Origin of the sequence: Rathayibacter sp. VKM Ac-2835, from assembly GCF_013266705.1 — a bacterium.
GTDB lineage: Bacteria > Actinomycetota > Actinomycetes > Actinomycetales > Microbacteriaceae > Rathayibacter.
In genome coordinates this window covers 1,403,082-1,425,145 of sequence record NZ_JABSNQ010000001.1, presented here as the reverse complement: position 1 = coordinate 1,425,145, position 22,064 = coordinate 1,403,082, and the positions used below count along the sequence as shown (strand labels likewise).

Below are 22,064 nucleotides of genomic sequence, written 5' to 3'. Positions count from 1 at the left end.
CTGCGGTGCAGCTGCGCGGCCGCTCCGGCCCGCTACTCCGATCAGCACCGCCCGGCAAGGCCCCGCGAGGGGCAGGCGAAGTCCAGCCGAGTGGAGTCGAATGGGGACCATGGCTCAGAAGACCGTCGCAGACCAGCTCATCGCCCAGCTCATCGACGCCGGGGTCTCCCGGATCTACGGCATCGTCGGCGACTCGCTCAATCCGATCGTCGACGCGGTGCGCCGCAGCGGCGGCTCGGCGAAGGGCGGGATCGACTGGATCCACGTCCGCAACGAGGAGGCGGCGGCCTTCGCGGCCGGCGCGGAGGCGCAGATCACCGGGAAGCTGGCGGTCTGCGCCGGCAGCTGCGGGCCGGGCAACCTGCACCTGATCAACGGGCTCTACGACGCGCACCGCTCCGGAGCGCCCGTCCTCGCCATCGCGAGCCACATCCCGAGCGGCGAGATCGGCTCCGGCTACTTCCAGGAGACGCACCCCGACCGGCTCTTCGTCGAGTGCTCGCACTACCGCGAGCTGGTCTCGACGGCGGCGCAGGCCCCGCGGGTCGTCAACGCGGCGATGCGCAGCGCCGTCGCGCTCCGCGGCGTGGCCGTGGTGACCCTCCCGGGCGACGTGGCCGAGTTCGAGGCCGTCGGCGACTTCCCGTCCTTCGTGCTGCCGGAGCCGCCGACCCTCGTGCCCGCCGCGGCCGACGTCCGAGCGCTCGCGCAGGCGATCGACGACGCGAAGACGGTCGCGGTCTTCGCCGGCGCCGGAGTGCGGCACGCGCACGACGAGGTCGTCGCGTTCGCCGAGCTCGTGGGAGCGCCGATCGGGCACAGCCTGCGCGGCAAGGAGTGGATCCAGCACGACAACCCCTACGACGTCGGCATGACCGGGCTGCTCGGCTACGGCGCCGCCCACGCGGGCATGCACGACGCCGACCTGCTGATCCTGCTCGGCACCGACTTCCCCTACGAGCAGTTCCTGCCCGATGCGGCGGAGGTCGTGATCGCCCAGGTCGACAGCGACGCGTCGAAGCTCGGCCGCCGGGTGAGCGTCGCGCACCCCGTGCACGGCGACGTCGCGGCGACCCTGGACGCGCTGACCCCGCTGGTGAAGCGGAAGGACCACCGCTTCCTCGACAAGATGCTGAAGAAGCACGAGAAGCTCGTCTCCGGCGTGGTCGGGAAGTACACCGAAGTCGCCACGAAGCGGCCGATCCACCCCGAGCTGGTCGCCTCGACGCTCGACGCGCTGCTCGCGGAGGACGCGATCGTGACCGCGGACACCGGCATGGGCAACGTCTGGCAGGCCCGCTACATCACGCCGAACGGCCACCGCCGGCTGCTCGGCTCGTACTCCCACGGCTCGATGGCCAACGCGCTGCCGCACGCCGTCGGCGCGCAGCTCGCGCAGCCCGGCCGCCAGGTCGTCTCGCTGAGCGGCGACGGCGGGCTCTCGATGCTGATGGGCGAGCTGGTGACGGTCGCCGCGTACAAGCTGCCGATCACCATCGTCGTCTTCAACAACTCGACGCTCGGGCTGGTGAAGGTCGAGATGCTCGTCGACGGCTTCCCCGACTTCGCGGTGGACGTGCCGATGGTCGACTACGCGCAGGTCGCGACGGCGGTCGGCATCCGGGGGATCCGGGTCGAGGACCCGCGCGAGGTCGAGGCGGCGCTCCGCGACGCGCTCGCCGACCCGGGGCCCGTGCTCGTGGACGTGGTGACGGATCCGCTCGCGCTCTCGCTGCCGCCGACGGTCACCGGGGCGCAGGTGAAGGGCTTCGCGCTGGCGATGTCGAAGATGGTGATGAACGGCGGCGCGGGCGAGGCGATCGCGCTGGCCCGCTCCAATGTCAAGCACGCGCTGCCGTGAGGCACCTGGCGACCGGCACCTGGTTCGTCCGCGGCTCGAGCCTGCCGCTGTGGCGGGGGCGCGAGGGAGTGGCGATCACCTACGCGCCGCTGCCGAGCGGTGAGGTCGGCGACGTCGTCAGCTGGCGCGGCCGGCGCTCGACGCGCTACGTAGTGGGGATCGACGCCCCCGATCCGGCGGATCTCGACGGCTTCCGCTGGCGGGGCGTCGAGCCGCTGACGCTGCTCGCCCGCAGCCGCTGGTCCTTCGCCGCCGCCGACGAGGAGGCCGGCTGGGCGCTGACCCGCTTCGCCCGCACCCCGTTCACCCCGGCGGGCGTCGACGTCTACGTCCGCGACGCGCGGCCGGCCGCGGGCGTGCTGGCGGCCGCCCTCGCGGCCTGCGCCGCGGACCCCCGCACCGCACCGCTCCGCCCCCGGATGTTCGAGGTCGCACCCTGAGGGCCCGAGCCCGGACGACGGTGGATCTCTATACGCCCGCTGCGCGGGCTACTCGATCAGCATGAGCGGCCCTCACAGCGGCACCCGTGCCCAGCCACTGCTCCGTTCGGAGCATCTCCGCAAGCAGGGCGCAAGAGCATCCCGCGGAATCGCGTGCCAAGCGATTCCGCGCAGCGAACGCGAGACGCTCCGCGGGACCCGGTCACGTCGAGGAGTCGACTGCGGGAGGGGCGGCTGGGACGCCCCTCCTGGTGAGCACCGTCAGAGACTCTCGCCGAGCGTGATCGCGTCGGCCTCGACGGCCTCCGACTCCTGGCCGTGCGCGTCCGCGCGCGCCAGCGTCCGCCGCCCGACGAAGACGATCAGCGAGGCGATCAGCACCGCGCCCGCCGCCGCGTACATCGGGAAGGCCGGCGAGATCGCCGCGGCCAGCGCCGAGGCGGCCGGCGGGGCGATCGCGCCGCCGAGGAAGCGCACGCCGGAATAGGCGGACGAGGCGACGGAGCGCGGCAGGTCGGTCGCCTCCATCACGCACTCGGTGAGCACGGTGTTGACGACGCCCAGCAGCAGGCCGCCGACGATGATGCAGACGATCAGGCCGACCCGCGAGGAGATCAGCAGGCCGCCGGCGACCAGGTCGAGCGCGAGCAGCACCAGCACCGAGCGGAGCACGACGGTGCGCGGCAGCCGCGCGGTGAGCAGCGGAGCGACGAACACCGAGGTGATCGCGACGCCGAGGCCCCAGCCGAAGAAGGTGAAGCCGAGGCCCATCTCGTCGAGCCCGAGCGGGTACGGCGTGTAGGCCAGCAGCACGAAGAAGCCGATGTTGTAGAAGAGCGCCGCGCCGGCGAGGGTGCGGATCGCCGGGACCGCGAGCGCCTTGAACGGCGCGGAGAGCGGCGTCGGGGTCGGCCGGGGGCCGTCCTCGCGCAGCAGGGTCGCGATGGCGATGAAGCCGACGGCCATCAGGACGGCGGTGCCGAAGAACGGACCGCGCCAGGAGACCGAGCCGAGCAGACCGCCGAGCAGCGGGCCGATCGCGATGCCGACGCCGAGCGCGGCCTCGTAGAGCACGATCGCCGCGGACGATCCTCCGCTGGCCGCGCCGACGATCGTCGAGAGCGCGGTCGAGATGAAGAGCGCGTTGCCGAAGCCCCAGCCCGCGCGGAAGCCGATGACGCCCTCGACGCTGCCGGCCGTGCCGGCGAGCGCCGCGAAGACCACGATCAGCACCAGTCCGATCATCAGCGTCTTCTTCGCGCCGATGCGGCTGGAGAGCCAGCTGGTGAAGAACATCACGACGCCGGTGATCACGAGGTAGCTGGTGAAGAGCAGCGAGGTCTCGGTCGGCGTCGCCTCGAGGCTCTCGGCGATCGCCGGGAGGATCGGGTCGACGAGGCCGATGCCCATGAAGGCGATGACGGCGGCGAAGGCGACGGCCCAGACGGCGAGCGGCTGCCGGAGGATCGAGCCGCCCGCGGCGGGGGAGTGGGGAGTGGACACGGAGAGGCCTTTCGGGGGAGGGGTCGTGCGGGGAGAGGGGGTCAGGGGCCGGAGGGGCCGGCGACGCGCCGGACGCGCTCCTCGACGAGGCTCGCGGCGCGCTCGAGGGCGCGGCGGTCGTCGTCGTCGAGGTCCTCGAACAGCGGGGCGAGGGCGGTGTCGAGGCGGAGGCGGTGCTCGGCGAGCGCCGCGGATCCCGCCTCGGTGCCCTCGATCAGCCAGGCGCGGCCGTCGCTCTCGTCGTGCACGCGGCGGATCCAGCCGGCCTCGTCGAGGCGCGCGACGATGCCGGTCATCGTCGGCTGGGTGATCCGGACGCGCTCGGCGAGCTCGCCGAGGCGGATCGGGGAGGCGGAGCGCAGCTCGGCGAGCGTCGACCAGACGGCGCCGGACTGCGCGCCGAGTCCTGTGGCGCCGCTGGAGCGGCCGGCGTACCGCGCGAGGGCGGTGGCGGCGGAGGCGAGGCGGACGGGAGCGGACGGTTCGAGCACGTGGTTGAATATAGCACGCCTATGTATTTCCCGGAAGGCGGCATTCGAAGGACACCCACTGCCCTTCTCCACCGTTGCTGTGCCAGAATTGTTCGCAATCCCTCGTCGAAAGCGGGGATCACCGACGGAAAGAGTTGTCATGCACAGCGTGGTGGAGTCCAGCGCGACCGCCCTCGAAGCCGACCTCGACTGCGACGTCGTGGTGATCGGTGCCGGAGCCACCGGCCTCACCGCGGCCCTCCGGCTGCAGGAGGCGGGGCGCCGCGTCGTCGTCCTCGAGGCGCGCGAGCGCGTCGGCGGCCGCCTCGAGACGCGCGTGATCGAGGGCCAGATGCTCGAGCTCGGCGGCCAGTGGGTCTCGCCGGACCAGACCGCCCTGCTCGAGACGCTCGACGAGCTGGGCCTGGCCACCTACTCCCGCTACCGCGAGGGCGAGAGCGTTTACATCGGCGCCGACGGCGGCGCCCGGCGCTTCACCGGCGACATCTTCCCCGGCGGTGCGAGCACCGAGGCCGAGATCGAGCGCCTGATCGGGATCCTCGACGGCCTCGTCGCCGAGACCGACCCGGCCGCGCCGTGGTCGCACCCGCGGGCGCACGACTACGACCGGATCAGCTTCAGCGCCTGGCTGGAGGCGCAGAGCGACGACGCCGAGGCCCGCGCGAACATCGCGCTCTTCATCGCCGACGCCATGCTCACCAAGCCCGCGCACTCCTTCTCGCTGCTGCAGGCGCTGCTGATGGCGGCGAGCGCGGGCAGCTTCGGCAACCTCGTCGACGCCGACTTCATCCTCGACAAGCGCGTCCTCGGCGGGCTGCAGCAGGTCCCGGAGCGGCTCGCCGAGCGCGTGGGCGCCGAGCGGGTCCTGCTCGGCCGACCCGTCCACTCGGTGCGGTGGAGCGACGACGGCGTGACCGTCCGCGCCGACGGCGTCACCGTGCGGGCGCGCCGCGCCATCGTCGCCGTACCGCCGAACCTCGTCAACCGGATCACCTTCGACCCGCCGCTGCCGCGGCTGCGCCAGCAGGCTCTGCAGCACCAGTCCCTCGGCCTCGTGATCAAGGTCCACGCGACCTACGCGACCCCGTTCTGGCGCGCCGACGGCCTCTCCGGCACTGCGTTCAGCCCGCACGCCCTCGTGCACGAGGCCTACGACAACTCGAACGCGGGGGACAAGCGCGGCACCCTCGTCGGCTTCGTCTCGGACGAGAAGGCCGACCGCGTGCTGGCCCTGCCCGAGGCCGAGCGGAAGGCCGCGATCCTCGACTCCCTCGCCGCGTACTACGGCCCCGCCGCGCTCGACCCCGTCGTCTACTACGAGAGCGACTGGGCGTCGGAGGAGTGGACGCAGGGCGCGTACGCCGCGAGCTTCGACCTCGGCGGACTGACCCGCTACGGCGCGCTGCAGCTCGAGCCGGTGGGCCCGCTCCGCTTCGGCTCGAGCGACCTCGCGGCCGAGGGCTACCAGCACGTCGACGGCGCGATCCGCGTCGGGCGGCGGCTGGCGCAGGAGATCCTCGCCGAGGACGCCGCCGACGACCCGCACAACGACGACACCGCCGACGCGACCGCGCCGGGCCGCGACCGTGAAGGAGCACTCCCCGCATGAGCAGCAGCAGCTACGCCGTCATCGACCCGGCCTCGGGCGAGACGCTGAGCGAGTACCCCGGCACGACCGACGCGGAGGTGTCCGAGGCGATCGCCGCCGCCCACGACGCGTACTCCACCTGGTCGCGGACCGTCCCGGTCGCCACCCGCGCCGCGCTGATCGCCCGGGTCGCCGACCTGCACGTCGAGCGCGCCGACGCCCTCGCCGAGATCATCGTCCGCGAGATGGGCAAGCCGCTCGACCAGGCGCAGGGCGAGGTGGGCTTCGCGGCCGACATCTACCGGTACTACGCCGAGAACGGCGAGGAGTTCCTGAAGGACGAGCCGATCGCGCTGACCGACGGCACCGGCTCGGCGTTCGTCCGCCGCTCGGGCCTGGGCGTGCTGCTGGGCATCATGCCCTGGAACTTCCCCTACTACCAGGTCGCCCGCTTCGCCGGCCCGAACGTGGTGAACGGCAACACGATCCTGCTCAAGCACGCGCCGCAGTGCCCGGAGTCGGCCGCCGCGATCGCCGACATCTTCCGCACCGCCGCCGAGGAGCTCGGCGCCCCCGCCGGCGTCTACGTCAACCTCTACGCGAGCAACGACCAGGCGGCGACCGTCATCGCCGACCCGCGGGTGCAGGGCGTCTCCGTCACCGGCTCCGAGCGCGCGGGAGCGGCCGTCGCCGAGATCGCCGGTCGGAACCTCAAGAAGGTCGTCCTCGAGCTGGGCGGCTCCGACCCCTTCGTGCTGCTCTCCACCGACGACCTCGACAAGGCCGTCGAGGACGCCGTCGCCGCCCGCCTCGACAACAACGGCCAGTCCTGCAACGCCGCCAAGCGCTTCATCGTGATCGACGGGCTCTACGACGCGTTCGCGGAGAAGTTCACCGCGGCCTTCACCGCCGCCCGGCCCGCGGATCCCTTCGCCGAGGGGACCCTGCTCGGTCCGCTCTCCTCCGCCGCCGCGACCGAGCGCCTCGAGCAGCAGCTCGCCGTCGCCCGCGAGCAGGGCGCGACCGTCCGCGCGAGCGGCGAGGTGACCGGCAACTTCTTCCCGCCGGCCGTCCTCGAGGACGTCACCCCCGAGATGAACGCCTACCGCGAGGAGTTCTTCGGCCCCGTCGCCGCGCTCTACCGCGTGCACGACGAGGACGAGGCGATCGCCCTCGCCAACGACACCCCCTACGGTCTGGGCTCCTACCTCTACACGACCGACTCGGAGCAGGCCCTCCGCCTGGCCGACCGCATCGACGCCGGCATGGTCTGGATCAACCTCGTCCTCGGCGACGCGGCCGAGCTCCCCTTCGGAGGCGTCAAGCGCTCCGGCACCGGCCGCGAGATGGGCCGCAGCGCCCTCGAGGAGTTCGTCAACAAGAAGCTGATCCGCATCGCCTAGCCCGGCGTCGCCCCGCCGGGCCGGCGCGACGGAGGGCTTGCCTTCCAGGCGTTCCGTCATCGACAGTCCAGGTCGGGAACCGCCGTCGGCTCGACGCCCAGCACGTCCAGCACCCGTCGCGCGGTCGAGGGCGTCGACATCGGCAGACCGCGTTCGAGGCGTCGCACGTCGGAGGCAGCCACCCCCGCGGCGTGCGCCAGCTCGTCGGTGGAGAGGCCCTGGATGCGTCGCTCCGAGCCGACGACATCCGCCAGATCCTCCGGGCGCCGGAGGTACTCGCGTCGCGGTCGGTGCAGAGCCTCCCGCACGTAGGCGGGGTCGCCGTGGAGCGCGTGCTGCACGAGATTCGTGCCGAAGTCGACGAGCCCGGACTCCACAGTCCCGCCCCACCAGCCCGCCAGCAGCCCGGCGGGGTCGGGCGACGCCCGAAGCAGGCGGATGCGCGCGGCGGTCCTGGCGCGCTCCTGTCCCTCGAGGCCCGACAGGGTCCGCTCGTGCAGGGCGTGGGCCAGCAGCCGCCGCGACCTGGCGGAGAGCGGCCGGCGCGAGCGCACCTCGGGCACCTCCACGATCTCCCAGCGCCGACCGACCTTCCTGGCCTCGATCCGGCCCGCGGCGATCATCGCCCGTACTCGGCGCGGAGTCACACCGAGCTGCTCGGCGACCTGCTTGACGTCCATCGCACCTCTCTACCGCGCGGCGACGAGTCGATCGCGAGGGCGACGCGATCTGGCGCGGCATCTCTGTCTCGCTGAGACCGTCCGTGATACTCGTCCGGTCGCGTCGAGCAGAGGTGCTCGCGGCGATCGAGAAGTGGGAAGGGAGCGACGATGACCGACGTGGAGCGCTGCACCTATCGGGTCCGGTGGTCGCAGGAGGACGAGCAGTTCCTCGGCACCGTGGCGCAGTTCCCCTCGCTCTCCTGGGCGGCGGACTCATCGCCGGAGGCGTTCTCGGGGATCCGGAGCGTCGTCGTCGATGTCCTCGCCGATATGGCCGGCGCCGGCGCAGGCGAGGGCTCGAGGCTCGTCGGGCCTGGAGGCGGGTAAACTCGCCCGTCATGCGCGTCTTCGGCTGTCCGCACTGCGAGGCGCGGGTGGAGTTCGAGGACGCGCGGTGCCTGCGCTGCGGCACGGCGCTCGCGTACGACGTCGAGGCGGACGAGCTCGTCGAGGCGGAGGGGCGCGCGCTCTGCGTGTACCGCGGCACGATCGACTGCACCTGGCTCGCGACGGAGGGCACCGGCGGCGCCTGCGCCTCCTGCGCGCTGACGAGCGCCCGGCCGCCGGTGTACGACGCGGCGACGCTGAGCCAGCTGACCGTCGCCGAGTTCGCCAAGCGGCGGCTGCTGCGCCAGCTGCGGCACCTCGACCTGCCGGTGCACCGCGGTCGGCGGCTGTCCTTCGAGCTGTTGTCCTCCGCGCAGGGCTCCGTGACGACCGGGCACGCCGACGGCGTGATCACCGTCGATCTCGCCGAAGGCAACGACGCGCACCGCGAGGCGCTCAAGGCGCGGCTCGGCGAGCCGTACCGGACGATGCTCGGCCACTTCCGGCACGAGATCGGCCACTACTACTGGCAGCTGCTCGTGGACGGCACGCCGCACCTGCCCGCGTTCCGAGCGCTGTTCGGCGACGAGCGGGCCGACTACGGCGCCGCGCTCGACGCGCACTACGGCGGCGCCTCGACCGAGGACTGGGCCCGCGACCACATCTCTCAGTACGCGACGACGCACCCGTGGGAGGACTTCGCCGAGACCTTCGCGCACTACCTGCACATCGCCGACGCGCTGGAGACGACCGCGACGGTGGGTCTGACCGTCGCCGGGCCCTGGGGCCGCCTCCCCGAGTCGCTGGTCGGCAGTGTGCAGGCGACGGGCGCGCAGCGCGTCGCCGATCTGGAGACGCCCGAGATCCTCGCCCGCTGGCACGGCTTCTCGCTCGCCCTCAACAGCGTGAACCGCTCGATGGGCAAGGACGACCTCTACCCGTTCGTCATCACACCGGCGATCGCCGAGAAGCTCGCCTGGGTGCACGAGCTGGTGCGCCGCGGCGCCTGACCCGGGAGGGCGAGACGAGCGGCGCACCGGGCCGCTACTTCTTCTTCAGCGAGGACTCCTTGTGGGCGGCCTTCGCGTCGGTCTTGTCGCTCTGCACGATCCAGTAGGGCTCGTCGTCCGAGGCGTTGAACTTCTGCCCCTCGAAGTGGAACTCCTTCGTCTTCTTCTCGACCAGCTCGCCGTGGGTCTCGCCCTGCGAGGTGTTCCAGCTGATCTTGTCGCCCTTCTTCACGAGGCGCTTCCTCTCTCCTGGGCCGCCGCGGTCGCCCGCGGCAGCGTGATGGTGGTGGTGACATCGACGATCGCCGGCGTGGCCGGCGCCGACGAGAAGCCGAAGCGGACCGGCGGCGACAGCGGTCCGAGCGCGCCGAGGTCCTCGCCGTCGAGCGACGCGGTGACCCCGAGGATCGAGCGGATCGCGCGGACGCCGTAGTACTCCCGCCTCCCGTGGCCGGCCGAGCCGGCGGTGCTGACGCCGCGCACGAGCACCGACGCGACCGGCGAGATCGCGGTCAGCCAGGCCGGGTGCTCGGCGAGCGGCCGCGGCACGATGCGCAGCAGCCGGCCCAGCGGGGTGAGCCCGCCGAGCCGCAGCGACAGCACCAGCGATCCAGCGGAGGCCTCGATCCCGCCGGATACGTGACGCCAGGCGACGGGCGCACGCCGCACCTCGTCGAACGCGTAGGTCGAGCCGATGAAGTCCGCGACCACGTCGGTCGGCGCGATCAGGATCCGGTGCCCGTCCGCCCGCTCGACCATGGCGTCGGCGAACGCGCCGAACGGCGTGCTCTCCCACAGGCCGAGCACGATCCGGGTGCCGGAGGCCGTGCCGAACCCCGCGATGCGCCCGCTGAAGCGCAGGCGCCGCGAGGTCCGGCCCGGCCCGGTCATCAGGAGGCGGCGGAGCGCAGCAGCGTGAAGGACGCGTCGCGCACGATCAGCGTGGTGACCTCGCCCTCGACGACCTGCTCCGGGTCGCTCGAGGCTGCGAGCACCCACTCCGCACCGGGCGCGTCCGGCACCGTGAACTCGACGCCGTTCTCGGCCGAGTTCATCAGCAGCGCGAAGCTGGCGCTGCCCTCGGAGCGGAAGACGAACGTGATCGAGCGGGCGTCCGGGTTGTCCCAGTCCTCGTCGGCGAAGCCCGCGGCGTCGGAGCGCAGGATGTCGACCGTCTCGGGGCCGTCGCCGGGAGCGCGGCGGAACCACTTCGGCCGCAGGGCCGGCTCGGCCTTCCGCAGCGCGATCAGCTCGCGGGTGAAGGCGAGCAGGTTCAGGTCCGCCTTCTCCCAGTCGAACCACGAGATCTCGTCGTCCTGGCAGTAGGCGTTGTTGTTGCCGCCCTGGGTGCGCGCGATCTCGTCGCCGCCGAGGATCATCGGCACGCCGGCCGAGAGCAGCAGCGTCGCGAGGAAGTTGCGGCGCATCCGCGCCCGGCGCTCGTTGACCGCGGCGTTGTCCGTCGCGCCCTCGGCCCCGTTGTTGGAGGAGCGGTTGTCGCTCTCGCCGTCGTTGTTGTCCTCGCCGTTGGCCGCGTTGTGCTTGCGCGAGTACGCGGTGAGGTCGGCGAGGGTGAAGCCGTCGTGCGCGGTGACGAAGTTGACGCTCGAGACGGGGGAGCGCTTGTCGGCCTCGTAGACGTCGGGCGAGCCGAGGATCCGCTGGGCGGTGGTGCCGAGCACCGAGTCGGCTCCGTGCCAGAAGTCGCGCACGTCGTCGCGGAACTTGCCGTTCCACTCCGACCAGTCGGCGGGGAAGCCGCCCACCTGGTAGCCGGCGGTGTCCCACGGCTCGGCGATCATCTTGACGGGCGCGAGCACCGGGTCCTGCGCGATCAGGTCGAGGAAGGCGCTGTGCACCTCGGCCTCGCCGGTCTGGCGGGTGAGCGTGGTGGCGAGGTCGAAGCGGAAGCCGTCGATGTGCATCTCGGTGACCCAGTAGCGCAGCGAGTCCATGATCAGGCCCAGCGCCGCGGGGTGCGCGACGTTGAGGCTGTTGCCGGTGCCGGTGGTGTCGAAGTAGTTCGCGCGGTCGTCCTCGACGAGGCGGTAGTAGGAGCCGTTGTCGATGCCCTTGAAGGACAGCGTCGGGCCCTTGTCGTTGCCCTCGGCGGTGTGGTTGTAGACCACGTCGAGGATGACCTCGAGGCCGGCCTCGTGGAACGCCTTGACCATCGCCTTGAACTCGTCGACCTGCGAGCCGTCGTCGCCCGCGTGCGAGTACTCGTTGTGCGGCGCGAAGAAGCCGAGCGAGTTGTAGCCCCAGTAGTTGCGCAGGCCCTTCTCGACGAGGTGCGAGTCCTGCACGAACTGGTGCACGGGCAGCAGCTCGACCGAGGTCACGCCGAGGTCGGTGAAGTGCTTGATCGCCGCGGGGTGCGCGAGACCGCGGTAGGTGCCCCGGACGTCCTCGGGCACGTCCGGGTGCAGCTGGGTGAAGCCCTTCACGTGCACCTCGTAGACGACGGTCTCGTCCAGCGGGATGCGCGGGGCCTCGTCGCCGGTCCAGTCGAAGGAGTCGGGGTCGGTCACGACGCAGCGCGGCACGGCGTCGGCGTCGTCGGCGTCGTTGCGCTTCTCGGCGTCCTCGTAGAACTGGCCGAAGACGTCCTCGCTCCAGTCGTAGCCGCCCTCGATCGCGGTGGCGTGCGGGTCGAGCAGGAGCTTGGCGGCGTTGTGGCGGAGGCCGTTGGCCGGGTCCCAGGGGCCGTCGACGCGCAGGCCGTAGCGGGTGCCGACCGTCATCTCGGGGACGATGCCGTGGAAGACGTGTCCGGTGCGCTCGGAGAGGGTGACGCGGGTCTCGGCTCCGGACTCGTCGAAGAGGCAGACCTCGACGCTGTCGGCGGTCTCGGAGTAGACGGCGACGTTCGCGCCGGCGTCGCCGCGGAGGGAGACGCCGAGGGGATAGGGGAAGGAGCGGGGAGATGCGGGCATGCGACCATCCTGACGAACGCTCCCTGAGCGGTTCTCGCCCTTGTCCGGCGGCGCGGGGGCCGCTACTGTTCCGGACCCTCCTCCACACGCCACCCTGGCGCGAGCGGCCCGCCGAGGCATATAGTCAGCTGGCTTACTAATGGAGCTCCGGACCGAGTTCGGGGCGGAGGAGGACGGCATCATGGCTCTCGCAGCAGCTCGGCGCCGCTGGATCGGACTGATCGTGATCAGCCTCGGCGTGGCGACGATCATCGTCGACTCGACGATCGTGAACGTGGCGATCCCGTCGATCGTCGCCGACCTCGGCATCACCTCGACCCAGGTGCAGTGGGTGCAGGAGTCGTACACCCTGGTCTTCGCCGCGCTCCTGCTCGCCTTCGGCACCCTCGCCGACCGCTGGGGCCGGCGCCGGATGCTCGTCGTCGGCATCGCGCTGTTCGCGCTGTCCTCGGTCGCCGCCTCGCTCGCGGCCACCGGCGATCTGCTGATCGCTTCGCGAGTGGTGCAGGGCGTGGGCGGCGCGATGGTGCTGCCGTCGACGCTGTCGCTGATCAACGCGACGTTCCGCGGCAAGGAGCGCGCGATCGCCTTCGCCGTCTGGGGCTCGACGATCGGCGGGATGACCGCCGTCGGCCCGCTGCTCGGCGGCTGGCTCACCACCGACTTCTCCTGGCGCTGGGCCTTCGGGATCAACATCCCGCTCGGGATCGTCATCGTCGTCGGCGCGCTGCTCTTCGTCGACGAGTCGCGGCAGCCGGACGCGGGCCGCGTCGATCTGGTGGGCGCGCTGCTCTCGGTCGTCGCCTCGGCCGGCCTGGTCTTCGGTCTGATCGAGGGCCGGAGCCTGGGCTGGTGGCTGCCCTCGCCGGTGCCGGTCGCGTTCGTCGTCGCCGTCCTCGCGGCGATCGCCTTCGTGCTCTGGGCGCGGGCCCGCGAGCGCGCCGGGCGCTCGGCGATGCTCTCGCTGCGGCTCTTCCGGCTGGCCTCGTTCCGCAACGGCAGCATCGCCGCGATGATCGTCTCGCTCGGCGAGTTCGGCATCATCCTCGCGCTGCCGATCTGGCTGCAGAACGTGCTCGGCTACACCGCGGTGCAGACCGGGCTGGTGCTGATCGCCCTGGCGCTCGGCTCCTTCGTCGCCTCCGGCTTCGCGGGCGCGTTCGGCAACCGCGTCTCCGCGGTGCTGATCGTCCGGGTCGGGCTCGCGGCCGAGATCGTCGGGGTCGTCGGCATCGGCGCCGTCGTCTCCGACACGACGCCGTGGTGGGCGCTCGTCCCCTTCCTCGCCGTCTACGGCTTCGGCGTCGGCCTCGCCACCGCGCAGCTGACCGGCGTCGTCCTCCGCGACGTGCCCGTCGAGCTCAGCGGGCAGGGCTCCGGCACCCAGTCGACCGCCCGGCAGATCGGCTCGGCGCTGGGCATCGCCGTGCTCGGCACGATCCTCTACACCTCGACCGCGGGCGTGCTCACCTCGTCGCTGGAGGAGCAGGGCCTTCGGGCCGCGCAGGTCAGCAGCACCGTGGACGCCGTCGTCGACTCCTCGGGAGCGGCCATCGCCGGTCTCGCCGCCGACCCCGGCACCGCGGACGTCGCGCGGGCCGCGGGGGAGGCGCTCTCGGACGGCACGCGCTTCGCCGCCTTCGCCGCGGGTGCGTTCCTGGCCGTCGGGTTCGCGGCGACCCTCTCCCTCGGCGGCGCGGCGCCGCGCGAGGAGGAGGCCCACGCCCCGGTCGGCGCCGCCCCGGTCAGCTCAGCGGAGCCGCGTCGTCGGCGGTGAAGACGATCTTGCCGATCGTCCGGTCGGTGCCCTGCGCCCGCCGCGCGAGCACGGCGACGATCTCGTCGAGCGGGTGCACGGCGCCGGCCGTCGGGACGAGCTCGCCCGAGACGGCGAGCGACACCGCGCGGCCGATCCGCTCGGCGCTCGCCGTGACGATCAGGTTGCTCACCCTCGGGCTGCCGCGCCGGACGAGGCTCGCCGCCTGGGCGCCGAGGTCCGGGGCGCTCGGCACCAGCGTGGCGTAGCGCCCGCCGTCGGCGAGCAGGAGCGCGGCGTCCTTCGCCGGGAGATGACCGGAGACGTCGAGCACCGCGTCGAAGCGGCCGCCGAGCACGCCGAGATCGAGCAGCCGGTAGTCGTGCGGCTCGGCGCCGAGCGCGCGCAGCGTGTCGGCGGACGCGGCCGAGCCGGTCGCGGCGACGGTGCAGCCCGCGCGGAGGAGCAGCTGCACGACGAGGTTCCCGATCGCTCCGGAGCCGCCGCCCACGAGCACCTGCTCGCCGGCGCGGACCCGCAAGGCGTCGACCGTGCCGATCGCGGTGCCGCCGGACATCGCCAGCGTCACCCCCTGCACGTCGTCGAGGGCGTCGGGCAGCGGCACCAGCGAGCGGCTCCGGACGATCGAGGCGTCCGCGAAGGCGTCGCCGTCGCGGGTCATCCCCACGACGCGGTCGCCGATCGAGACGGAGTGGTCGCCGGGGCCGAGCGCCTCGACCGTGCCGGCGATGTCGAGCCCGAAGCCGTAGGGGCGCTTCCGGCCGACGGCCATGATCCGGGCGGCGCCGGAGAGGATCTTCTCGTCCGTCGCGTTGATGCTCGCGGCGCGCGTGCGCACCAGCACCTCACCGCGCCGCGGCATCGGCACGGGGGCCTCCCGCCAGGAGAGCACGTCCGGTCCGCCGAACCGCTCGTAACCCAGTCGTCGCACTTCCCGCTCCCGTCGTCGTGCCGCCGAGGCGGTCGTCCCCCGAGCCTAGGCGCTGGCCGCCCGGTGCTACCGTGGCGGCCATGAGTGCAGACGAGAGCCCCGAGTTCGCCGGATTCACCAGCGGAGGCTCGGCGAACGTCGAGCACCCCGACGACGTCCAGCCGGCCGACGCCGACAACGAGGAGAGCACCACTCCCGAGGAGAGCGCCGACCCCGACCACCCCTACGACTCGATGGCCGAGAGCGGCACCGAGAACGCCCCGGAGGACGAGGTCGGCTCGCGCGAGGACGAGGAGGGCCTGCTCGCCCCCGGCAGCACGGCGGAGGGCGCGGGCACCTCGCTCGGAGCCGTCCCGGCCGAGGCGCGGCGCGAGGCCGAGCCGCTCGGCGCGCACGAGGGCGAGGCCGGCTCGGGCCAGCTCGCCGACGAGCGCTGGCGGCAGAACGGCGTGAATCCGCTCGGCTGAGCCCGCCCCCGGCGCGGTCCGGCGTCCAGGAACTACTCCGGTTGCTCGGAGGAGCCCCCCTGGCGGGACCCGTACGGTTCCGGAGGACGCGGCACGCCCGCCGCGTGGACGGAGAATCTCATGTCGCTGCTGTTCAACCGCACCCGGGAGCTCCGCTGGACCCCGGACGAGCGGCGGGCCCTCGCGGAGGCCGTGGCCGAGGACCGGGCGCAGGTCTGGCGCAGCGTCGGCGACCTGGACCGCACCGTCGTCGTCTCGACGGAGGACCCGGGGGTGCGCGGCGGCGCCCGCTGGCCGACCGACCACCGCGCGTTCCTCCGCGTCGAGCGCGGGCCCTCCGTGGTGCTGGCCACCGACGGGCTCAGCGACCCCTTCGACCGTCTCGCCCGCCCCGGCACCGGCCTCGGCCTCGAGCTGTGCCTCGAGACCTCCGCGCTCCGCGGCATCCCCGCGGCCGACCTCTGGAACCACTGGCAGTTCCGCGTGCTCTACGAGGCGGCGCGGCTCGCGGCACTGCAGGGCGTCTGCTGCCGCACGGGCGTCGACACCGCGATTCTGGCGGGCGCGGCCGCCCCGCCGGCCTGGACCGACGAGAACGGCTCGGTCGGCGTGCTGCTGGGGCTCCGCGGCGGCGGCCTGCCCGAGCGCCTCGAGCTGGCGACCGGCGACGTCGAGCTGGTGACCCTCACCCCGCTGTGGCCCGAGGAGTACGCCTGGGCCTCGGTCGACGCCACCGCCCGCGAGGAGATCGCGGCGCGCCTGCGTGCGCTGCCGCACGAGGAGCTCGTGCACACCGCCCGCCCCCGCGTCGTCTGAGTCCGGGGGTCAGACGCGCTCGTCGGGCTCCGCGCTCAGGACCATCTCGCCGGTGCTGTTCGCGTGGGCGATCAGCTCGTCGATCCAGGCGCGGTTCAGCGCGGGGCGCCGGCCGCCGTGGAAGCGGAAGTGCAGCGGCGTCGTCGGGTGGATCCAGACGGAGCTGCGGCCGTAGCCGCTCGACTCCGGCTCGGTCCAGGAGAGGCTGAACGATTCGTTCCGCCGCATCTTCGCGAACATCGCCACCTTGAGATGGGCGAGCAGTCGATCGTCGAAGTCGATCTCGAGTGACTGCGGCCCGTAGATCAGTCGTCCCATGCTCGCGAGGATACCGCCGTGGCGCGTTCCGGTCAGGTCGGCGGGGAACGACGAACGCCCCGCCCACCGGATCCGAGGATCGCGGGGGACGGGGCGTTCAGAGGTCGCTGCGGCCCGGGGGCCGAATGACGCAGAGGTCGGTGATTACTCGCCGACGCCGCGGATGTTCGCGGCCTGCGGGCCCTTGCGGCCCTGCTCGACGTCGTACTCGACGTGCTGGTTCTCGACGAGCTCGCGGTAGCCCTCCTTGGCGATGGCGGAGAAGTGCGCGAACACGTCGGCGCCTCCGTCGTCGGGAGCGATGAAGCCGAAGCCCTTTTCGGAGTTGAACCACTTAACGGTGCCAGTAGGCATTTCTTTTCCTTACGTGATGGTGACGTCCGCGTGAGCGGCCGTCGTTAGATTTCGCACAGCTGTGCGGTACCCGATCCGCTCGGCCGCCACGGGTGAAACACGCGTCGGCCGGATGAACCGGGTCGTTGTGGGGCGGAGAGCGCGGCTCCTCGTGGGGAGTGCGTCTGCGCGGGGGAGAACGTCCCGCTCACCGAGGGTGTCGGAGGGGCGGGGGTCGAACGAGGAACGGCGCGGCTTCCGCGGCGTCCTGTGAAGGGCGGTACCCGCGGGTGAGGCGGGCGTTCGAACCGGCGGATCGAGGGCGATGCACTCGATCGATGCGGTCTCTATCAGGGGCTGAGTCTCTTCGTCGTCGTGCGACTTCTCAGCCGTGGAATTCGGGCGATCGCCCAGGAGATGACCCCACTCTACGGGAGACGAGCGCCCGAGCGCGACCGCGGAGTGCAGAACGGCTCCGCGCGCACCCCTCCCCTGTGCCACGATGCAACTCCGGGTGCGGCTCGCGCACCCCTCCCCGGCGAGGTGTCGATGCTGCTCCCGAGTGCCGAGATCCCGGGCTCCGCGATCCCCGGCGCCGATCCCGCGACGGCCGACGCGCTCGAGCTCCGGCGCGAGCAGACGGAGGTCGGCATCGCCTGCGCGCGGCGGGCCGGCGGAGTGTTCGCCGGCGCGTCCGCGCTCCACCTGGCTCTGCTCGCCCCGGCCGAGCTGGTCGTCGTGCTGCCGAGCGCCCTCCTCCTCCTCGTCAGCGCCGCCATCCAGCTCTCCTCCCGCCGGGCCGGGCCGGGCGGTGCCCGGGCGGTGCTCGCCGGTCTCGTGCTCGGCTTCGCCGCGCTCGCCGCGTTCCTCGGCCCGGGCGTCCAGGACGGCGACCGCACGGTGCTCAGCTGCGTGACCATGCTCGCCTCGATGGCCCTCCCCGCCGGGCTGCTCGCGATCGGCTCGTCCGCGCGGCTCGGCGCGGCGGCCGTGCTCGCCGGGCTCCCGGCGCTGGCTCTCGGCACGGCGGCCACCTGGGGGTCGGGCCGCGGGCTGTTCGTCGGCCTCTCCGTCGTGGTCTGCTGGATCATCGCGGTCATCGGCGCGCGCTGGCTCGCCTCGAGCGTCGAGCGCGCCCACACCGGCACCGCGCGCCTGCTGACGGCGCACGCGGCCGAGCGCCGCTCCAGCGAGAGCGAGGCGCAGCGCCGCCGCGAGGCGCGCCTGATGCACGACACGATCCTCGCCACCCTCACCCTCCTCGCCCACCGCGGCGAGGGCGTCCCCGCGTCGACGCTGCGCGCTCAGGCCGAGGCGGACCTCGCCCTCCTGTGGCGGCTCGACCGGGCCGACCCGGAGCCCGCCCCGACGGCCGCCGAGGAGGGGAGCGCGCTGCCGCCGGTGCTCGCCGAGGTGGGCCGCCGGGCCGAGGCGCTCGGCGTGGAGGTGCGCTGGCACACCGGCGCCGCCGACTCAGGGTCCGAGGTCCTCCTCCGCGGGCCGGCGCTCGACGCCCTCGCACGGGCGGCGGGGGAGTGCCTCGAGAACGTGCGCCGCCACTCCGGTGCGGCCACGGCGCACGTCACGCTCGACCAGGGCGAGGACTCGGTCCGCGTGACCGTCTCGGACGCCGGTCGCGGCTTCGACCCCTCGACCGTCGCGGAGTCGCGGCTCGGGCTCGCGCAGTCGGTCGTCGGGCGGATCGAGGCCGTCGGCGGCACGGTCCGGGTGTTCTCCGCGGTCGGGGCCGGCACGACCGTCCTGATGAGCGTGCCGCGATGACCGCCCCGGCGGGGGCCGCCGACCGCGCCGGCGAGGGCACGCTCGTCGAGCTGGTCCGGGCCGCCGGCCAGGGACCGCGGACGCTCGACTCGGTCCGCCAGCGGATCACCCGCACGCACCGCCTCACCGCCAGCTACCTCAGCGTCGGCTTCCTCGCGATCACCGCGGCGCTGGTCGTCCGCGGACTCGCCTCCTTCCTCTGGGCGCTGAACGACCGGTCGGCGACCTGGCTCTCCGGCCTCTCCTGGGCCCTGGTGCTCGGGGCGCTCGCGGTGGGGATCCTCGTCGTGGTGACGCGGCGCGGCGAGCTGCCCCGCTCGGTGTTCGCGGGCGTCGTCGTCGTCGACGCCGTGGCGCTGGTGCTGGAGTTCGCCGACTACGCGCTGCCGTCGCCGGCGCCGCTCTACTACCCGACGGTCTGCATCGGGGTCGGCGCGACGGTGATCGCACTGCTCGGCGTCCAGCCGCCCTCGCGGAGCACCGGTGCGATCGCGGGGCTCGTCGCGCTCAGCCTGCTCGGACTGCTCGGCCACGCGGTGACGACCGGCGAGGGGTCGGCCATCGCGGTCGGGAACGTCCTTCTGGCGACCACCCCGGTCGCGGTCTCCGCGGCCCTGCTCACCGCGCTCGACCGCCACGTGCACCGCGGGCTCGACCGCACCCTGGCCGTGAGCGTGGTCGACGGACCGGGCACGGGCCCGGGCAGCCTCGCCGCGGCGGAGCTGGCCCGGGTCGACGCGGAGATCGCAGAGCTGCTCGAGGAGGTCGTCGCCCGCGACGCCGTCCCAGGCGCCGAGATCGGCGAGCGGGCCCGGGTGCTCGGTGACCGGCTCCGCGAGGTGCTCGCGCGCAGCCACGACCGCACCTGGCTCCTGATCGCGGTGGAGGAGTCGGCGCTGCTCTCCGGGTCGGTGCTCGTCCGCGATCCGCGCGGGGTCGCCGCCGCCCTCGCTCCGCCCGACCGCTCGCGACTGCTCTCGGTCCTCTGGCTGCTGACGACGCAGGCGGGTGCGGGCCGCCCGCCGATCGAGCTGCTGCTCGCGCACGGCGAGGGTGCGGCGGCGCCGGTGCGGATCGTCCTCCGCGCGCCCGGTCTGCGACCGCGCGACGTCGATCCCTCGGTGTGGGGGATCCTCGGCGAGATCGGCGCGCACCGGGCCTCGCCGGAGGGCACCGGGACGACGATCGAGCTGGACCACCGACCGCCGGGGCAGCCGGCGTGAGCGCCCCCGACGGAACGACGACGAGCGGGACTCCCGGGATCGCCCTCGCGATCCTCGACGACCACCCGATCCTGCTCAGCGCCCTCACCGAGTGGATCAACCGCTCCGGCTCCGACATCCGCGTCGTCGCGACGGCCCCGAGCTGGACCGCTCTGCTGGCGCACCCGCGCTTCCCCACCGACGTCGTGCTGCTCGACATCGACCTCGGCGACGACCTCGACCTCGCGATGAAGATCCGGACGATCACCGCCTCGGGCGCCGCCACGATCATCATCAGCACGCACTCGCAGCCCGAGACCGTCGCCGGCGCGCTGGAGGCGGGCGCGCGCGGCTACCTGGTCAAGAGCGAGCGGACCGAGGTCATCCTCGAGGCCATCCGCACCGCGGCGCGCGGCGAGTGCTTCCTCACCCCGCAGACCAGGGCTCTGCTCGGCGGAGGCGGCGCCGGGCCGCTGACGGCCCGGGAGCGCCGGATCGTCGGCCTCTTCGTCGAGGGCCTCTCGCTCAAGCAGGTCGCGACCGAGCTCGGGATCACCCAGGACGCGGCCCGCAGCTCGCTCCGCAACGCGCGGGCGAAGTACCGCGCCGAGGGCGTGGGCGTGAGCACCAAGATCGCGCTGCGCCGCCAGGCGCTGCGCGACGGGATCATCGGGCGCACGCCCTAGGGGCGCGGCCCGACGATCCCGCGGGGTCGGCGATCCGAGCGGGGCCGGAGATCCGAGGGGGTCAGACGCTCTCGTCGCGCTTCTGCCGGGCGGGCTCGGCCGGGCGGTCGGGGCCGTTCCAGACCGAGACGATGCCCCAGGCGACCGCGGCGATCGGCACGGCGAGCACGGCGCCGACGATGCCGGCGAGCACGGTGCCGATGGTCAGGGCGATCAGCACGATCAGCGGGTGCAGCTTGAGCGAGCGGGCCATCACGACCGGCTGGAGGAAGTTGCCCTCGAGCTGGTTGACCGCGATGACCACGATGATCACGATCAGCGCGGCACCGGGTCCGCTGGCGACGAGGGCGACGAGCGCGGCGAGGATGCCGGCGGCCGTCGCTCCCACGATCGGGATGAACGCGGTGAGGAAGACGATGACCGCGAGCGGGAGGGCCAGCGGCACCTGCAGGATCGCCAGCGCGACGCCGATGCCGATCGCATCGACCGCGGCGACGGTCGCCGTGCCGCGGATGTAGCCGCCCAGGACGTCGACGGTCTTGCCGCCGACGCGCTTGGCGCGGTCGTAGCTCGAGCCGGTGAAGGGGCGGAGCAGGAACTCCCAGATCTTCGGGCCGTCCTTCATGAAGAAGAAGAGGACGACGATCATCAGCACCAGGCCGGTGACGAAGTTCGCCGCGGCCGCCGCGCCGGCGAGGGCGCCGGAGCCGAAGGAGCTCGAAGTGAGGAAGTCGACGACGCTCTGGCGGGCGTCCTCGATCTGCTGCTCGTCGATCTGGAACGGCAGGTGCTGCACGTAGTCCTGCAGCGAGGCGATGCCGTCGGAGGCGCTGCTGACCAGCTCGTCCCACTGGTTGCGGACCGCGACGGTGATCAGCCAGCCGATGGCGCCGAGGATCGCGAGCAGCCCGATCAGCGCGATCCAGGTCGCCAGGATCGACGGCACGCCCCTGCGGCGCATCCAGGCGAGGAGGGGGTGGATCGCGGAGGCGAGGATGATCGCGATCAGCACCGGGATGAGCACCAGCGTCAGCTGGGTCATCGCGAAGACGAGGACCGCGGCGAGTCCGAGGACGATGAGCGCCTGGAGGCAGCGGAGGGCGAACCGCCCGAGTCCGTCGGTCCAGACCGTCGGCCGCCGTTCGGCGGGGGGTGCGGCCGGGGGAGCGGCCGGGGGAGTGGCCGGGGGGTCGTTGCGGTCGAAGAAGCCCATGGGGGGAACCGTAGTGGAGGGACCGGACCCGGTTCTCCCGCTTGACGGGCGGGGAGACGCCTCGGCGGAGAGGCGCACCGCACGACGGCGGCTCCCGGCGCGCCGTGCGGAATCCGTTGCGATCGGCGCGGTCCGCTGAGCAGAACCACCTGTTCCGCGACGGATCGGGGGTCGAAGGCGCGGAATCCATTGCCCTCACGACGGAATCCGCACTAGGGTCGCTCTGTCCATGCAAGCGCATGGGGTACGGGACCCGAA

Annotated in this window: 22 protein-coding genes; 12 read left to right on the top strand and 10 right to left on the bottom strand. The window is 73.1% G+C overall.

From position 1 onward, the window contains the following. Positions 1-109: 109 nt before the first annotated feature. The gene (locus tag HRK28_RS06745) at positions 110-1,861 is read left to right on the top strand and encodes a pyruvate dehydrogenase (RefSeq protein ID WP_173250780.1); all 1,752 of its coding nucleotides are present in this window, start codon (positions 110-112) and stop codon (positions 1,859-1,861) included. Further along, positions 1,858-2,301 (top strand): hypothetical protein, encoded by a 444-nt coding sequence (locus HRK28_RS06740; protein ID WP_173250779.1) that lies wholly within the window; start codon positions 1,858-1,860, stop codon positions 2,299-2,301. Before HRK28_RS06745 ends, HRK28_RS06740 begins: the two co-directional genes overlap by 4 nt. 261 nt (positions 2,302-2,562) lie before the next feature. Here HRK28_RS06740 and HRK28_RS06735 read toward each other — a convergent pair whose 3' ends face one another. Further along, a complete protein-coding gene (locus HRK28_RS06735) occupies positions 2,563-3,804 on the bottom strand; it encodes an MFS transporter (RefSeq protein ID WP_160087143.1) in 1,242 nt (413 codons plus the stop codon). A 41-nt stretch (positions 3,805-3,845) separates the two neighbouring features. Next, positions 3,846-4,295 carry a MarR family transcriptional regulator gene (locus HRK28_RS06730; protein ID WP_173250778.1) on the bottom strand — a complete coding sequence of 150 codons (450 nt, stop codon included), beginning with the start codon at positions 4,293-4,295 and terminating at the stop codon, positions 3,846-3,848. A 139-nt stretch (positions 4,296-4,434) separates the two neighbouring features. On the opposite strand from HRK28_RS06730, the gene HRK28_RS06725 reads away from it, so the two are divergent. Together HRK28_RS06725 and HRK28_RS06720 are read left to right on the top strand one after the other, a co-directional pair. Further along, positions 4,435-5,904 (top strand): NAD(P)/FAD-dependent oxidoreductase, encoded by a 1,470-nt coding sequence (locus HRK28_RS06725; RefSeq protein ID WP_173250777.1) that lies wholly within the window; start codon positions 4,435-4,437, stop codon positions 5,902-5,904. Next, positions 5,901-7,286 (top strand): NAD-dependent succinate-semialdehyde dehydrogenase, encoded by a 1,386-nt coding sequence (locus HRK28_RS06720; RefSeq protein WP_173250776.1) that lies wholly within the window; start codon positions 5,901-5,903, stop codon positions 7,284-7,286. Before HRK28_RS06725 ends, HRK28_RS06720 begins: the two co-directional genes overlap by 4 nt. Positions 7,287-7,342: 56 nt before the next feature. On the opposite strand, the gene HRK28_RS06715 is transcribed toward HRK28_RS06720, so the two are convergent. Next, positions 7,343-7,966: a helix-turn-helix domain-containing protein gene (locus HRK28_RS06715; protein WP_173250775.1), complete on the bottom strand. Its 624-nt coding sequence runs from the start codon at positions 7,964-7,966 to the stop codon at positions 7,343-7,345. Between the two features lie 150 nt (positions 7,967-8,116). Between HRK28_RS06715 and HRK28_RS06710 the strand changes: the two genes are divergently transcribed. Both HRK28_RS06710 and HRK28_RS06705 read left to right on the top strand, forming a co-directional pair. After that, entirely contained in the window at positions 8,117-8,335 is a 219-nt protein-coding gene (locus HRK28_RS06710) for a hypothetical protein (RefSeq protein ID WP_173250774.1), read from the top strand. 11 nt (positions 8,336-8,346) lie between these two features. Then, positions 8,347-9,345 carry a putative zinc-binding metallopeptidase gene (locus HRK28_RS06705; RefSeq protein ID WP_173250773.1) on the top strand — a complete coding sequence of 333 codons (999 nt, stop codon included), beginning with the start codon at positions 8,347-8,349 and terminating at the stop codon, positions 9,343-9,345. Between the two features lie 34 nt (positions 9,346-9,379). Here the strand turns inward: HRK28_RS06705 and HRK28_RS06700 are convergent, their stop codons facing one another. The 3 genes from HRK28_RS06700 to glgX are packed head-to-tail and all read right to left on the bottom strand — an operon-like array spanning position 9,380 to position 12,281. After that, the gene (locus HRK28_RS06700; RefSeq protein ID WP_160087155.1) at positions 9,380-9,577 is read right to left on the bottom strand and encodes a DUF2945 domain-containing protein; all 198 of its coding nucleotides are present in this window, start codon (positions 9,575-9,577) and stop codon (positions 9,380-9,382) included. Further along, entirely contained in the window at positions 9,574-10,236 is a 663-nt protein-coding gene (locus HRK28_RS06695) for a hypothetical protein (RefSeq protein WP_173250772.1), read from the bottom strand. The genes HRK28_RS06700 and HRK28_RS06695 overlap by 4 nt, the downstream gene beginning before the upstream one ends. Beyond that, positions 10,236-12,281: a glycogen debranching protein GlgX gene (gene glgX, locus HRK28_RS06690; protein WP_173250771.1), complete on the bottom strand. Its 2,046-nt coding sequence runs from the start codon at positions 12,279-12,281 to the stop codon at positions 10,236-10,238. Before glgX ends, HRK28_RS06695 begins: the two co-directional genes overlap by 1 nt. 181 nt (positions 12,282-12,462) lie before the next feature. On the opposite strand from glgX, the gene HRK28_RS06685 reads away from it, so the two are divergent. Next, complete coding sequence (locus HRK28_RS06685; RefSeq protein WP_173250770.1) at positions 12,463-14,058, top strand: DHA2 family efflux MFS transporter permease subunit; 1,596 nt, start codon at positions 12,463-12,465, stop codon at positions 14,056-14,058. Here HRK28_RS06685 and HRK28_RS06680 read toward each other — a convergent pair. Next, positions 14,027-14,989 carry an NADP-dependent oxidoreductase gene (locus tag HRK28_RS06680; protein WP_173250769.1) on the bottom strand — a complete coding sequence of 321 codons (963 nt, stop codon included), beginning with the start codon at positions 14,987-14,989 and terminating at the stop codon, positions 14,027-14,029. The two genes, HRK28_RS06685 and HRK28_RS06680, sit on opposite strands and share 32 nt — an antisense overlap. Before the next feature lie 80 nt (positions 14,990-15,069). Here HRK28_RS06680 and HRK28_RS06675 point away from each other — a divergent pair, with 80 nt between their 5' ends. Both HRK28_RS06675 and HRK28_RS06670 read left to right on the top strand, forming a co-directional pair. Beyond that, positions 15,070-15,456: a hypothetical protein gene (locus HRK28_RS06675; RefSeq protein WP_160087165.1), complete on the top strand. Its 387-nt coding sequence runs from the start codon at positions 15,070-15,072 to the stop codon at positions 15,454-15,456. 120 nt (positions 15,457-15,576) lie between these two features. Then, the gene (locus HRK28_RS06670; RefSeq protein WP_160087167.1) at positions 15,577-16,272 is read left to right on the top strand and encodes a hypothetical protein; all 696 of its coding nucleotides are present in this window, start codon (positions 15,577-15,579) and stop codon (positions 16,270-16,272) included. 9 nt (positions 16,273-16,281) lie between these two features. On the opposite strand, the gene HRK28_RS06665 is transcribed toward HRK28_RS06670, so the two are convergent. Both HRK28_RS06665 and HRK28_RS06660 read right to left on the bottom strand, forming a co-directional pair. Next, positions 16,282-16,590, bottom strand: coding sequence for a hypothetical protein (locus HRK28_RS06665; RefSeq protein WP_160087169.1), 309 nt, complete (start codon positions 16,588-16,590; stop codon positions 16,282-16,284). A 144-nt stretch (positions 16,591-16,734) separates the two neighbouring features. Then, a complete protein-coding gene (locus HRK28_RS06660; protein ID WP_123444803.1) occupies positions 16,735-16,944 on the bottom strand; it encodes a cold-shock protein in 210 nt (69 codons plus the stop codon). Between the two features lie 528 nt (positions 16,945-17,472). Here HRK28_RS06660 and HRK28_RS06655 point away from each other — a divergent pair. Genes HRK28_RS06655 through HRK28_RS06645 form a run of 3 tightly spaced genes read left to right on the top strand, consistent with a single transcriptional unit; the run spans position 17,473 to position 20,593 of the window. Continuing rightward, positions 17,473-18,705: a sensor histidine kinase gene (locus HRK28_RS06655; RefSeq protein ID WP_173250768.1), complete on the top strand. Its 1,233-nt coding sequence runs from the start codon at positions 17,473-17,475 to the stop codon at positions 18,703-18,705. Then, a complete protein-coding gene (locus tag HRK28_RS06650; protein WP_173250767.1) occupies positions 18,702-19,928 on the top strand; it encodes a hypothetical protein in 1,227 nt (408 codons plus the stop codon). Before HRK28_RS06655 ends, HRK28_RS06650 begins: the two co-directional genes overlap by 4 nt. Next, positions 19,925-20,593, top strand: a complete 669-nt coding sequence (locus HRK28_RS06645; RefSeq protein WP_160087175.1) for a response regulator transcription factor — start codon at positions 19,925-19,927, stop codon at positions 20,591-20,593. The genes HRK28_RS06650 and HRK28_RS06645 overlap by 4 nt, the downstream gene beginning before the upstream one ends. A gap of 61 nt (positions 20,594-20,654) precedes the next feature. On the opposite strand, the gene HRK28_RS06640 is transcribed toward HRK28_RS06645, so the two are convergent. Further along, complete coding sequence (locus tag HRK28_RS06640; RefSeq protein ID WP_173250766.1) at positions 20,655-21,806, bottom strand: AI-2E family transporter; 1,152 nt, start codon at positions 21,804-21,806, stop codon at positions 20,655-20,657. Positions 21,807-22,064: the final 258 nt, after the last annotated feature.

Bases quoted from the DNA above. Each gene is read 5' to 3' on its own strand.
- HRK28_RS06745 (WP_173250780.1), top strand. From the start codon at position 110: ATGGCTCAGAAGACCGTCGCAGACCAGCTCATCGCCCAGCTCATCGAC.
- HRK28_RS06725 (WP_173250777.1), top strand. From the start codon at position 4,435: ATGCACAGCGTGGTGGAGTCCAGCGCGACCGCCCTCGAAGCCGACCTC.
- HRK28_RS06720 (WP_173250776.1), top strand. From the start codon at position 5,901: ATGAGCAGCAGCAGCTACGCCGTCATCGACCCGGCCTCGGGCGAGACG.
- HRK28_RS06715 (WP_173250775.1), bottom strand. From the start codon at position 7,966: ATGGACGTCAAGCAGGTCGCCGAGCAGCTCGGTGTGACTCCGCGCCGA.
- HRK28_RS06710 (WP_173250774.1), top strand. From the start codon at position 8,117: ATGACCGACGTGGAGCGCTGCACCTATCGGGTCCGGTGGTCGCAGGAG.
- HRK28_RS06705 (WP_173250773.1), top strand. From the start codon at position 8,347: ATGCGCGTCTTCGGCTGTCCGCACTGCGAGGCGCGGGTGGAGTTCGAG.
- HRK28_RS06695 (WP_173250772.1), bottom strand. From the start codon at position 10,236: ATGACCGGGCCGGGCCGGACCTCGCGGCGCCTGCGCTTCAGCGGGCGC.
- glgX (WP_173250771.1), bottom strand. From the start codon at position 12,281: ATGCCCGCATCTCCCCGCTCCTTCCCCTATCCCCTCGGCGTCTCCCTC.
- HRK28_RS06685 (WP_173250770.1), top strand. From the start codon at position 12,463: ATGGCTCTCGCAGCAGCTCGGCGCCGCTGGATCGGACTGATCGTGATC.
- HRK28_RS06675 (WP_160087165.1), top strand. From the start codon at position 15,070: ATGAGTGCAGACGAGAGCCCCGAGTTCGCCGGATTCACCAGCGGAGGC.
- HRK28_RS06670 (WP_160087167.1), top strand. From the start codon at position 15,577: ATGTCGCTGCTGTTCAACCGCACCCGGGAGCTCCGCTGGACCCCGGAC.
- HRK28_RS06665 (WP_160087169.1), bottom strand. From the start codon at position 16,590: ATGGGACGACTGATCTACGGGCCGCAGTCACTCGAGATCGACTTCGAC.
- HRK28_RS06660 (WP_123444803.1), bottom strand. From the start codon at position 16,944: ATGCCTACTGGCACCGTTAAGTGGTTCAACTCCGAAAAGGGCTTCGGC.
- HRK28_RS06655 (WP_173250768.1), top strand. From the start codon at position 17,473: ATGCTGCTCCCGAGTGCCGAGATCCCGGGCTCCGCGATCCCCGGCGCC.
- HRK28_RS06650 (WP_173250767.1), top strand. From the start codon at position 18,702: ATGACCGCCCCGGCGGGGGCCGCCGACCGCGCCGGCGAGGGCACGCTC.
- HRK28_RS06640 (WP_173250766.1), bottom strand. From the start codon at position 21,806: ATGGGCTTCTTCGACCGCAACGACCCCCCGGCCACTCCCCCGGCCGCT.